The sequence below is a fragment of the Pseudomonas sp. LBUM1648 genome, assembly GCF_059716145.1.
This window is the reverse complement of sequence record NZ_CP166808.1, coordinates 3,434,176-3,446,937: the sequence shown is the minus strand read 5'-3', so window position 1 is coordinate 3,446,937 and position 12,762 is coordinate 3,434,176. Positions and strand designations below refer to the sequence as shown.

7 protein-coding genes are annotated in these 12,762 nt (G+C 59.1%); all 7 read right to left on the bottom strand.

The features are described 5' to 3' along the window. Window positions 1–15: 15 nt before the first annotated feature. Window positions 16–1,686, bottom strand: coding sequence for an ATP-binding protein (locus ACA043_RS15680; RefSeq protein ID WP_497657353.1), 1,671 nt, complete (start codon window positions 1,684–1,686; stop codon window positions 16–18). After that, entirely contained in the window at window positions 1,683–3,185 is a 1,503-nt protein-coding gene (locus tag ACA043_RS15675) for an ATPase domain-containing protein (protein ID WP_497657352.1), read from the bottom strand. The genes ACA043_RS15680 and ACA043_RS15675 overlap by 4 nt, the downstream gene beginning before the upstream one ends. Before the next feature lie 131 nt (window positions 3,186–3,316). After that, window positions 3,317–4,372, bottom strand: a complete 1,056-nt coding sequence (locus tag ACA043_RS15670; protein WP_187678976.1) for a tetratricopeptide repeat protein — start codon at window positions 4,370–4,372, stop codon at window positions 3,317–3,319. Between the two features lie 294 nt (window positions 4,373–4,666). Beyond that, window positions 4,667–6,088: an efflux transporter outer membrane subunit gene (locus ACA043_RS15665; protein ID WP_401264001.1), complete on the bottom strand. Its 1,422-nt coding sequence runs from the start codon at window positions 6,086–6,088 to the stop codon at window positions 4,667–4,669. Further along, window positions 6,085–9,276 carry an efflux RND transporter permease subunit gene (locus ACA043_RS15660; protein WP_187678978.1) on the bottom strand — a complete coding sequence of 1,064 codons (3,192 nt, stop codon included), beginning with the start codon at window positions 9,274–9,276 and terminating at the stop codon, window positions 6,085–6,087. Before ACA043_RS15660 ends, ACA043_RS15665 begins: the two co-directional genes overlap by 4 nt. Before the next feature lie 15 nt (window positions 9,277–9,291). Then, window positions 9,292–10,545 carry a multidrug efflux RND transporter periplasmic adaptor subunit MexE gene (gene mexE / locus ACA043_RS15655; protein WP_401264004.1) on the bottom strand — a complete coding sequence of 418 codons (1,254 nt, stop codon included), beginning with the start codon at window positions 10,543–10,545 and terminating at the stop codon, window positions 9,292–9,294. A gap of 272 nt (window positions 10,546–10,817) precedes the next feature. After that, entirely contained in the window at window positions 10,818–12,557 is a 1,740-nt protein-coding gene (locus ACA043_RS15650) for a dipeptidase (protein ID WP_489879574.1), read from the bottom strand. Window positions 12,558–12,762 lie beyond the last annotated feature (205 nt).

Genomic DNA, 12,762 nt, shown 5'->3' with positions numbered 1-12,762 from the left:
AAAAAATACAACCGATCACCCCCGGATCATCTCCCGCACCTTGGCGGTGAGCAGATCGAAAGTGAACGGCTTGGTGATCATCTGCATGCCCGAGTCGAGGAATCCGCCACGTACCGCCGCATGCTCGGCGTATCCAGTGATGAACAAGACCTTGAGCCCCGGCCGGTATTGCCGCCCGATTTCCGCCAGTTGGCGGCCGTTCATGCCCGGCAGCCCGACGTCACTGATCAGCAGATCGATGCGCTGCGCGGAGTTGAGAATAGGCACGGCGCCGTCGGCATCCCCGGCCTCCACGAACGCATACCCCAACTCACTGAGTACCGCACTGACCAGCACACGTACGGCCGGATCGTCTTCGACGATCAGCACGGTCTCGCCATCCATCGCGTGCGGGGTTTGCAGGATGTCGTGAGCAGGCTGCTCCAGTTCTTCACCGCGAAAACGCGGCAGGTAAAGGTTGACCGTTGTGCCCTGATCGATTTCGCTGTCGATTGAGACATGACCGCGTGATTGCTTGCTGAAACCGTAGATCATCGATAGGCCCAGACCGGTGCCCTGACCAATCGGCTTGGTGGTGAAAAACGGGTCGAACGCGCGGTTGATCACGCTCTGCGGCATGCCGCTACCGTTGTCCGTGACACTCAGCATGACGTAGTCACCGGGTTCGAGATTGCTGTAAGCCTCGGTGAATTCACTGTGCAACACCTGGTTGCTGGTCTCGACCACTAGTTTGCCGCCCTCGGGCATGGCGTCGCGGGCATTGATGACCAGATTGAGCAGGGCGCTTTCCAGTTGATTGGGGTCCGCCTCGGCCACCCACAGTTTTTCGTTCAGACGCATGTCCAACTGAATGCTTTCGTTGAGGCTGCGCTGCAACAGCTCGCCCATGGACAGGACGAGGGTGTTCATCTGCACCGCCTTGGAATCGAGCGACTGGCGACGGGAAAACGCCAACAGACGATGGGTCAGGCCGGCCGCGCGATTGGCAGACGTCACACCCAGATCGATGAGACTGTCGAGGTCTTCGGTGCGCCCACGGGCCAGGCGCCGGCGCAGCAATTCGAGGCTGCCTATAATGCCGGTCAGCATGTTGTTGAAGTCGTGGGCAATACCGCCGGTGAGCTGGCCGACCGCTTCCATTTTCTGCGACTGACGCAACGCTTCTTCGTTGTGGCGCAGTTGCGCGGTGCGTTCCTCGACCTGTTGCTCAAGGGTTTCCAATGTCGATTGCAGACGTCGTTCGCTTTCACTCAGATCGATCAGACGGTCGCGGGCTTCGTACTGTCGTCGTCGGCCGCGCAGGGCGGCAGACACCAGGCTGATCAGCGTCGCGGGATGAAACGGGCGCTCGAGGAACGTGACGTTGCCTAACAGGCTGCTCAGGTGCGAGGAGGGGCCTTGCTCTTGTCCACCGTGATGGGTGAGCAGAACAATGGGGAGATCCGACCATGCCGGTTGCTGTTCCAGGTAAAGGAACAAGGCTTCCATTTCTGGCCCGCGCAACGCTTCTGCGGCGATCAACAGAAGACCGGCGCCGGGCTCCAGCTCAGTGCACAGCGAACCGAGATTCGGCGTCACCAGCCCTTCGTAACCGGCCTCGTTGAGGATCATCAGCGCAATTTGGCTGTCGCGCCCCACAGGCGCCAGAATCAGCGCCCGTTCGGCCAGTGTTACCGAAACCGTCACGAAGCCTCTTCCCGAAGCAGTGGATTGCTCGCGCCGAGGTAGGTCGGTACGCCGCGCAGCACGCCCTGGAAGGCTTCCAGCGGCTTACCGATGGTCATGCCCTGCGTAGAAATGCGGTATTCGCGAATCGTCGATTCGTGGCTGCCGGTGCGTTTCTTGATGATGGAAATCGCGCGGCGGACTTTGCCGAGGGCTTCGAAGTATCGCAACAGAATCACCGTGTCGGCCAGATAAGTGATGTCGACCGGTGCCTGCATGTCGCCGACCAGACCATGCTGGGCAACGGTCATAAAGGTCGCAGCGCCTTTGCGATTGAGGTACAGCAGCAGTTCGTGCATATGCAGCACGAGGGCGTTCTCTTCAGGCATTGCCGCCTGGTAGCCGTTGATACTGTCGATGACCACCGTCTTGATCTGGCCTTCATCGACGCATCGACGCACCCGGTGAGAGAACTCGCCCGGTGACAGCTCAGCGGCATCCACCTGCTCGATCAGCAGATTGCCGGTGGCTTGCAGGGCTTTGAGATCAATGCCGATGTTGTTCATGCGCTCGAACAGCAGGCCGAGTTCTTCATCGAAGATAAACAGTGCCGCTTTTTCACCGCGAGCGACCGCTTCCGCCGCAAAGATCATCGTGATCAGCGACTTGCCGGTACCTGCCGGACCAAGAATCAGTGTGCTGGAACCGGTTTCCACGCCGCCGCCGAGCAAGGCGTCCATTTCTGGAATGCCACTGGTCAACTGCAAACGCGGGTAATTACCACGGTGTTCGGCCGCCACCAGACGCGGGAACACATGTACGCCGTCCCCCATGATGGTGAAGTCGTGAAAACCGCCGCGGTACTTCTGCCCGCGATACTTGATCACGCGGATCCGCCGCCGCTCGGCGCCGTAATTAGGCGTCAACTCCTCAAGGCGGATCACGCCGTGGGCCACACTGTGCACGGTTTTATCGAGGGACTCGGTGGTCAGGTCATCTAGCAGTAGAACCGTGGCGTCGTAACGCACGAAGTAGTGCTTTATCGCCAGAATCTGCCGGCGATATCGCAAAGAGCTTTGCGCCAGCAAACGAATCTCCGACAGGCTGTCGAGCACTACGCGGGTCGGCTTGAAGCGCTCGACCACTTCGAAAATCTGTTTCGTCGCCTCACCCAATTCCAGATCGGAGGAGTACAGCAGGCTCTGCTGGTGTTCGGCATTGAGCAGGCTTTCCGGCGGCGTCAGCTCGAAGATTTCGATGTTTTCATTCAGCTCCCAGCCGTGGGACAGCGCCCCTTGGCGCAATTCACGCTCGGTTTCCGAGAGCGTGATGTATAACGAGCGTTCGCCGGCTTTTGCGCCGGCCATAAGAAAATGCAAGGCGACTGTGGTTTTGCCGGTACCGGGCTCGCCCTCCAGCAAAAACACATGACCGCGAGACAAACCACCGGCGAGGATGTCATCCAGGCCCACAATGCCGGTGGCGGCTTTCGCACTGATCAACTCGTTAGATGTAGACAAAAAATGCCCTCTCATGACTACGGGGGTCGAGGCCGCCGACTGAGTTCGGCGACCTGAATTACTTGACCCCACGCGTTGATGGCGGTTCCGCTTTTTCTCCCACAATGTGTCAGGAAGGCTGCCGACAGCGCTTAAAGCCCTTGCTGCAAAGCAGGGTCATCCGGATTGAGCTGCTCGAGTTGGGCCAACAGGATCTGCACGTTTTGCAACTGGCCACTTTCTTTCCAGTAGTTGATCAGCAGAACCCGCGCCTTGCGGTCGGCCGGGTGGCGCTGGACGATTTCCTGTAGCTGGTTCTGTGCCGCTTCCAGCTCCTCCGCACTGTGCAGAGTGGTGGCGAGGTCGTAGCGGTAATCCTTGTTGTCAGGTTCCAGCTCGACCGCCTTGGACAAGCCGAGAAGGGCGTACTCACGTTGACCGTGGTGCAGCAGCCACAGGCCGAGGGCATGTTGCAGATAAGCGGAGTCAGGTTGGGCTTTAAGCTGTTGGGCGAGCAACTGCCGGGCGGCGTCGCTCTGGCCCTGGCGGTCGAGCACATCGATCTGCATCACCAGGGCCGCAAGGTTGCCGGGCTCCAGACGTAGCGTATTGTCGAGTGCAAGCTGCGCCTGTTTCAGTTCGGAGTTATGGATATAAAGTCGCGCCAGTTGCGCGTAAGCCGCGGCGCTTTCCGGTTCTCCTTTGAGCGCTTCTTCCCAGCCATCGATGGCCTGCTGCAGCGGGGCGAAATACAGGCCCAGCTCATCCGGGGTCAGGCCGAGCAAAGCGTTGATCGCGGCAAAGCGAACCGTTTGATCTTCATCATCGAGCATCGGCCCCAGCAACAGGCTGCGTTGCCCGCCCGGCACCAGTCCAACCACACTTTTGATCGCTGCCAGCCGCACTTGGGGTGCTTCGTTCTGCAAGTCCGCGTCGGCGAGTTTCAGCGCCTGTGGACTGGGGTAGTTAGCCAGTTCGCCATGCAGCCAGACGCGCCGCTTGACCGACAAATCCGGCCGCCCCAATTGCTGATACAACTGGCGCGCCGCGCCGGGCTCACCGGTGCGGGCGGCACCCAGCGCTTCGCTATAGCCATGCTTGATCGCGTCCGGAATGACTGGGGCGGTGCTGCGCAGGAACAGCCATGCGACGACGACAACAAGCACAAGGCCAAGGCTGATAAGCAGGTAGCGGCGGGACTGAGGCATGCAGGTTTCCGAAAACTGGCGTACTTGAGCAGAGGGGCAAGCTTCGGTCAGCTCGGGCCGTGAGTCAAACCCCGCGCGAGCGAATCGGCCTACAAGTTCTGTCGACTCCGTTGGCCGTCAAATTTTCGATGCAGTGTCTACGCTTGCAGGTGTCGCTTGCAGGCGGGCACAACATCCACTGTCAATGTGCTTGAAAGCAAAAAGGATCAGGCAAAAAAAGCCCCGCGACCGAATGATACGCGGGGCAAAAAAATTGGTTGGTTGCGGCCAACCAAAGGAGCTCATTAACAACTTTTACTTACTGGCGACCGTCTCTGGTTGCCAGCCACCGCCAAGGGCTTTGTAGATCGCGACAATGCCGCGGTACAGATCGACTTCGGCCTGGGCCTGGCTGTCTTCGGCATTCAGACGTTCACGCTGCGCATCGAGCAGCACAAGGAAGTCAGTGGTGCCTTCGCGATAGCGGATCTCCGCGAGATCGGCAGCCTTTCGGCTCGATTCACTCTGGCGAATCAGCGAGATCAGGCGCTGCTGCCGTTTGCCGTAGTCGCTGAAGGCGTTTTCCGACTCTTCCAGTGCCAACAACACTTGTTGCTCGTAGGTCGCCAGCGCGCCTTCAGCATCCGCGTCGGCACCGCGCAAACGGGCCCGCACACTGCCAAGGTCGAATGCTGCCCAGGTGATGCTCGGGCCCAGTGCCCAGGCGTTGGCCGCCGAGGAACCGATCTGCGAACCGCGCCCGGCCGTCCAGCCCAGGAAACCGCTGAGGCTCACTCGTGGGAACAGATCAGCTTTTGCCACGCCAATGCGCGCCGTGGCCGAGGCCAGTTGGCGTTCAGCGCTGAGGATGTCCGGACGACGTTGCAGCAGCTCGCCCGGGTTGCCAATCGGCAATGCCTTGGCAATCGCCGGCAAGTCTTTAGGGCTCAAGTCCACTGTGAGCTTGTCCGGGCGTTCACCCAGCAGAGTGGCGATGCGGTTTTTCTGGCGAACCTGTTCCGCCTGGAGTTGCGGCACACTGGCTTCGACCGACGCCAGGCGCGCATCGGCACGTTCCACGTCGAGCTGATCGCCAACACCAGCGTCACGCAGGCTGATGGTGATCTTGCGCGACTCCTGCTGGTTGTTCAGGTTGGCCACGGCGATCTTTTCCCGCAGTTGCGCGCCACGCAGTTGACCGTAAGCGTCCACCAGTTCGGCAATCATGGTGACTTGCAGTTGATACAAGTCGGCTTCGGCGGCCTGCTGGTCGGCATCGCTGGCTTCCAGATTGCGCTGGATACGACCGAACAAGTCCAGCTCCCAGGCCATGTCCAGACCCAGGTCATAGCGTTCGCTGTTGACCCGATTGGTGGTCTGGCCGGGGATTTGTCCCTTGGCCAGATCGCTGGAGGCGCGGCTGGTGATGGTCGGCATGGCGTCGTTGCTGGCGTCGTCGCGGATCGCCCGGGCAGCTTTCCAGCGAGCGAAGGCCACGCGCAGTTCACGGTTGCCTTGCAGCGATTGTGTCACCAACTGGTTGAGGGTCGGATCGTCGAACTGCTGCCACCAGATGCCTTCGAACTTCGAACGGTCAAAGTTCTTCTGACCGTTGGCGCCGTCGGTGGCGGTCGTGATGTTGGCCGCCTCCGTCGCCGGGGTCTTGTAGTCGGGGCCGACGGCGCAGGCGCTGAGGGCCAGCACCAGCAGACTCGGCAGGAAGACTTTCAGACTCATTGTTGCGCCTCCGGTTGCTTTTGAAGATTGTGCGCCTTGGCCGCTTTGCGCTGCTCGCTGCGTTCGACAAAGTTACGGATCAATACGTAGAACACGGGTGTCAGCAACAGACCGAAGAAGGTCACCCCGAGCATCCCGGAGAACACCGCCACACCCATGGCGTGACGCATCTCGGCACCGGCACCACTGGAGAGCACGAGCGGCACCACCCCCATGATGAACGCGAAGGAAGTCATCAGGATCGGCCGCAGACGCAGACGGCAGGCTTCCAGTACCGCAGCGAGCGGGTCGAGGCCTTCTTCCTGTTTATCCTTGGCAAATTCGACGATCAGAATCGCGTTCTTACACGCAAGTCCCACCAGTACGATCAAACCGATCTGGGTGAAGATGTTGTTGTCACCGCCAGAGATGATCACACCGGTGATGGCCGACAGCAGGGTCATCGGTACGATCAGGATCACCGCCAGTGGCAGGCTCCAGCTTTCGTACTGAGCAGCAAGTACCAGGAACGCCAGCAGTACGCAGAGCGGGAACACGAACAGCGCGGTGTTGCCGGACAGAATCTGCTGGTAGGTCAGGTCGGTCCATTCGTAGGTCATGCCGTTCGGAAGTTCATCCTTGAGCAGTTTCTCGATGGCTTTTTCCGCCTGGCCGGAGCTGTAGCCGGGGGCTGCCGCACCGTTGATTTCCGCGGTGATGAAGCCGTTGTAGTGCATCACGCGATCCGGCCCCGAGGTGTCGCTGACCTTGATGAAGGTCGCCAGCGGGATCATTTCGCCTTTGTTGTTGCGCACTTTCAGTTGACCGATCTGATCGGATTCGAGGCGGAACTGTTGCTCGGCCTGGACGTTGACCTGATAAGTGCGGCCGAAACGGTTGAAGTCGTTGGCATACAGCGAACCCAGATAGATCTGCAGGGTGTCGAAGATGTCGCTGACCGCAACGCCATGGGTCTTGGCTTTTTCACGGTCGATGGCTGCATCGACCTGCGGCACGTTCACGGTGTAACTGGTGAACAGGCCTGCCAGTTCCGGCACGCTGTGACTCTTGTTGATGATGTTCATGGTTTCTTTGTACAGCTCGTCGTAGCCCAGGTTGCCCCGGTCTTCGATTTGCAGGCGGAAACCACCAATGGTGCCCAGACCTTGTACCGGCGGTGGCGGGAAGATCGCCATGTACGCCTCTTGAATGTTCGCGTACTGGCCGTTCAAGGCACCGGCAATCGCACCGGCGGACATGCTCGGATCTTTACGCTCGTCGAACGGTTTCAGGGTGACGAACACGATGCCGGCGTTCGGGCTGTTGGTGAAACCGTTGATCGACAGACCCGGGAACGCTACGGCGCTTTCCACGCCTGGCTGTTTCAGCGCCAGGTCGGACATGCGCTTGATCACGTCTTCGGTGCGATCCAGGCTCGAGGCGTCCGGCAACTGCGCGAAGGCCACCAGGTATTGTTTGTCCTGGCCAGGTACGAATCCGGTCGGGGTGCTGGAGAAACCGAAGAAGGTCAGCACCATCAGGCCTGCGTACAGCAACAGGGCGATGCCGCTGCCGCGGATAACCCGGCGCACGGTGCCGACGTAGCCATGGCTGGCACGGTCGAAGAAACGGTTGAACGGACGGAACAACCAGCCACCGAAGATCTTGTCGAGAACCTTGGAGAAGCGGTCTTTCGGCGCGTCGTGACTTTTCAGCAACACAGCGGCCAGCGCTGGCGACAGGGTCAGCGAGTTGAATGCCGAGATCACTGTCGAAATGGCAATGGTCAGAGCGAACTGCTTATAGAACTGACCTGTGAGGCCGGAGATGAAAGCCGCCGGAACAAACACCGCACATAGCACCAGTGCCGTCGCAATGATCGGGCCGGTCACTTCACGCATGGCGCGTTTTGTGGCTTCTACCGGGGTCAAGCCAAGTTCGATGTTCCGTTCGACGTTCTCTACCACCACGATGGCATCGTCCACCACGATACCGATGGCCAGTACAAGGCCGAACAGTGACAGCGCGTTGAGCGAGAAACCAAACAGGTGCATCACCGCAAACGTACCGATCAACGATACCGGCACCGCCACCAACGGAATGATCGAGGCGCGCCATGTTTGCAGGAACAGAATCACCACCAGCACCACGAGGATCAGCGCTTCGAAGAGGGTATGAACCACCGCTTCGATCGAGCCGCGCACGAAGATCGTCGGGTCATAAACGATGCTGTAATCCATGCCCTGCGGGAAACCTTTCTTCAACTCGTCCATCTTCGCCCGAACGTCGTTCGAGATATCGATGGCGTTGGAGCCTGGACGCTGGAAGATCGGGATGGCCACGGCTGGTTGGTTGTTCAGCAACGAACGCAGGGCGTATTGGCTGGAGCCCAGTTCGACGCGAGCAATGTCTTTGAGCCGAGTGATTTCACCGTTGTCGCCTGCGCGAATGATGATGTTCTCGAACTCTTCCTCAGTTACCAGACGGCCCTGAGTGTTGACCGACAGCTGGAAGCTTTGCGCAGTCGGGGCAGGGGGCGCGCCCAGTTGGCCGGCAGCCACCTGACGGTTCTGTTCGCGAATTGCGGTGACTACATCGGTCGCAGTCAGGTTACGCGAAGCGGTCTTGTTCGGATCGAGCCACACACGTAGCGAGTAATCGCCCATGCCGAACAACTGCACATCACCGACACCGCCCAGACGCGCGAGCTCATCCTTGATGTTCAGGATTGCGTAGTTGGACAGGTAGAGCATGTCGTAGCGCTTGTCCGGCGAGGTCAAGTGCACAACCATGGTCAGGTCGGGTGATGCCTTGTCGACGGTGATACCGATGCGCGTCACTTCCTCGGGAAGCTTCGGTTCGGTACGGGTCACGCGGTTTTGCACCTGCACCTGCGCATTGTCCAGGTCAGTGCCCAGGGCGAAGGTGATGGTCAGCGTGATCTTGCCGTCAGCAGTGGACTGCGAGGACATGTACAGCATGTTTTCGACACCGGTGATGGCTTGCTCCAGCGGAGCGGCCACGGTCTCACCGATGACTTTGGGGTTGGCGCCCGGGAAGTTGGCACGTACTACCACGGTTGGCGGCACGACTTCCGGGTATTCGCTGATCGGCAACTGGAACAGCGAGATCGCACCGGCGATCAGGATCAACAGCGACAACACCGCTGCGAAGATCGGCCGTGAAATGAAGAATTGGGAAAAATTCATCGGAGTTATCGTCCCTTAACCGCGTGGGTTCGTAGCAGCCAGCTTCACAACCGAACCGGACGCGCCTTTGGCAGGGGCGACTTTTGGCAGGTTGCTGGCTTCCAGCGCTTGACGTTGTTGAGCGAGTGCCGCGAGGGTTTGCTCGCTGGCCATCGGCACCACTTCAGGGGTAACCGGTGAGCCAGGACGAACCCGTTGCAGACCCTTGACGATGATCGTGTCGTCCTTGTTCAGGCCGGTACGCACGATGCGCAGGCCTTCGATCTTCGGACCAAGCTCAACTGGGCGGTAGGCGGTTTTGTTGTCCGCATCCATTACCAGCACGAACTTCTTGCCCAGATCGGTACCGACGGCTTCGTCGTTGATCAACATGGCGTTGTAGGTGCCACTGCCGACAAGTTTCAGGCGTGCATACAGGCCAGGGGTGTAGTTGCCGTCGCTGTTGTCGAACACCGCGCGGCCACGGATGGTGCCGGTTTTCGGATTGACCTGGTTGTCGACGAAGTTCATCTGGCCCAGGTGCGGGTTGCCGTCTTCATTCGACAGGCCCATGTAAACCGGTGTGGTGGCACCGCGCTGACCCTTACGGGCGAGTTGGGTGTATTTGAGGAACACACGTTCGTCGGCGTCGAAGTAGGCGTAGACCTTGTCGGTGGAAACAACGCTGGTCAGCGGAGTAGTGTCGGCGGTCACCAGGTTGCCGGCGGTGATTTCGGCACGGCTGACGCGGCCGCTGATCGGCGAAGTGACGCGGGTAAAGCTCAGGTTCAGTTTGGCCAGATCCAGTTGCGCTTGCAGTGCACCGACGGCGGCGCGGGCTTCTTGTGCAGCGCTGGTGCGCGAGTCGGCCAGTTCAGCGGAGATGGCGTTGCTGGCGCGCAGACGTTCACCGCGTCCGGCTTCGTTTTCACTGCGGGTGGCGTTGGCACGGGACTGGGCGACCAGGGCTTCGAGGCGGCGAACTTCAGCCTGGAACGGACGGGGGTCGATCTGGAACAGCAGGTCGCCTTTCTTGACCAGTGCGCCTTCAGTGAAAGCGACATCGTCGATCTGGCCGGAGACCCGTGGACGGATTTCAACGGTTTCCGGCGCTTCAAGGCGCCCGGTGAATTCGTCCCACTCGTTGACCGGTTGTTCCAGCACTTTGGCCACGCTGACTTTGGCAGCGGGCAGGGTGGCGGCAGTCTCCGGAGTCTTGCCGCAGGCGCTCATCACCAGTACGGCCAACATGGCCAACGGGAAGCGCAAATGTTTGAGTGACTGTTCCATGGATGCATCCGCCAATGTATTGAAGATGGGCGGATGATGCTCGGCGGGGTGGTATGGCACGAATCGAATGAAGCAAAGGTAACTATCATTCGGAATGATATAAGACTCGAGCGAGCCCTCTAGCATGCACCTTTCGTTAGGTGGCTATCAATCTCGTCGATGGCAATGCTGTGTTGTCTGCTTTGCAACGATCAGGGCTGAGGTTGAGAGAAGGGGATTATGTGGCGATTAAAAAGAAGAACCCGCCAGTGCGGCGGGTTCGAATTTCATGATCAGAGTTTCGGTAACTGACCGATCCGCGCAATCATCTCTGTCACGATCTGCAGATCGAGCTGGAACTGATCCACGGTCTTGAATTCACCGTCGGTATGACCGGTGTACTTGACCTCAGGTCGAGCCAGACCGAACTGCACGCCGTTTGGCAGTTCATGCACCGAAGTCGCTCCCGCGGAAGTGCCGAATTCGTGTTTCATGCCCAGATTTTCGGTGGCAACCGCCAGCAGCGCCTTGACCCACTCACCCTCAGGATTGCGGTACATCGGCTCGGCAATCGAATAGTCGAAAGCTACGGCCACATGGCTCTTCTGGCTCCAGACCGCCAGTTTTTCGGCGATTTCTGTCTTGAGCTTCTCAGGCGATTTGCCCTTCGGAACGCGCAGGTTGACTGCAAGCTTGAAGGTCTTTTCATCCATCCCGACGTAGGTCAGCGACGTGGTCAGCGGCCCCATGAAGGCATCGGAGAAACCGACCTCCAGTTTATTGCCAAGGTAATCCAGGCCCCAATTGTCAGCGGCGTAGCGCGCAGCATCGGTAATGTGGTTGTGCTTGAGCGCGACTATGCCATCAAGGCTATTGATGAAGTCGAGCATTCGCGCCACCGGATTGACCCCGGACTCGGGCTCGGAGGAGTGCGCGGACACACCGGTCACCGTCAACTTGACATCTTTGCCATCGACCTTCGCCGCTACTTCAAAATTGCCACCGTTGCGCTTGGCGTAATCAGCGCCGGCCTTTTGCAGGCTGGCAGCCAGTTCGGCAGGCTTGTCGGTCAGCAGTGTGGCGACCGATACGGAAGGAATCTGGTTGGTCGCCAGGCCTCCGGTCATCGAAATGATTTCTGCACCTTTGCCTTCGCCCTTGCGTTTGGCGAAGTTGGCCATGACCGTGCCGTAGCCCTTCTCGGCAATCACCACCGGGTAACCACCGTCCAGCGCCAGGTTGTAGTTTGGCGTCGGATTGCGCTCGAAGTAGTAGGGGATCGCGTCGCCGGTGGTTTCTTCAGTGGTGTCCACCAATAGCTTGAAATTGCGCGCCAGTGGCAGTTTTTCGTCCTTGATTACCTTCATGGCATACATCGTCACCACGATGCCGTTTTTGTCATCTTCGGTGCCGCGGCCATACATGCGATCACCGATCAGGGTGATCTTGAACGGGTCGAGGCGGGTGCCGTCCTTCAGTACCCAGTTTTCCGGCGTTACCGGAACTACGTCGGCGTGTGCATGAATGCCGACCACTTCATCGCCCGTGCCTTCGAGAGAGATCTCATAGACGCGGTTGTCGATGTTGCGGAAATTCAGATTGAACGACTTAGCCAGGCTTTTGATCTTCTCGCCGATCTTGATGAACTCCGGGTTTTCGTGCTGAGCAACGCCGTCCTTGCGATAAGTCGGGATCTCGACCAGTTCGCGCAGAGTCTCGGTTGCAGCCGCGCTGTATTTCACGCGTGCGTAGATGCCGAGCAGGCGATAGATCTCGTTCTGCTGTTCAGCCGTCAGCGTTTTGTTGCCGAGGAAAGCGCCAATGGCCGGACCGATATCAGCAGTCTTGGCCAGATCGCTTTTGGCCAGGCTGCCGAGGAACTGGCGGAAATCGGTGGTCGATTCGGCCTTGAAGGTTTTGAGGATTTCAGCGCTTTGCTGTGGAGTGATATTGGCCTGAGCCGGTGCGGTGAAAGCTGACAGCCCCGCCAGCATCAAGGTCGCTGCGGCGAGTTTTTTGAAAGGGAAATTCATTACGAAGGGCATTCCTTTGCAGGGCAGTGAGTTGGGAGTGTCTCAACGATGAGACACATACACTTACAAACTAACACTGCTGTAGAGCATCGCGGGAGCCCTGAAACGGGATTTGTCGCACAGAAATGCAAAAGCGACGCAGAAACGAAAGTGGTTCTGGCTCAGCCATCGAACTCTTTTCGGGCCAGCAGCGGACGCTGGTCGT

Coding starts and splice junctions, on each gene's coding strand:
- ACA043_RS15670 (WP_187678976.1), bottom strand. CDS start 4,372: ATGCCTCAGTCCCGCCGCTACCTGCTTATCAGCCTTGGCCTTGTGCTT.
- ACA043_RS15665 (WP_401264001.1), bottom strand. CDS start 6,088: ATGAGTCTGAAAGTCTTCCTGCCGAGTCTGCTGGTGCTGGCCCTCAGC.
- ACA043_RS15660 (WP_187678978.1), bottom strand. CDS start 9,276: ATGAATTTTTCCCAATTCTTCATTTCACGGCCGATCTTCGCAGCGGTG.
- mexE (WP_401264004.1), bottom strand. CDS start 10,545: ATGGAACAGTCACTCAAACATTTGCGCTTCCCGTTGGCCATGTTGGCC.
- ACA043_RS15650 (WP_489879574.1), bottom strand. CDS start 12,557: ATGAATTTCCCTTTCAAAAAACTCGCCGCAGCGACCTTGATGCTGGCG.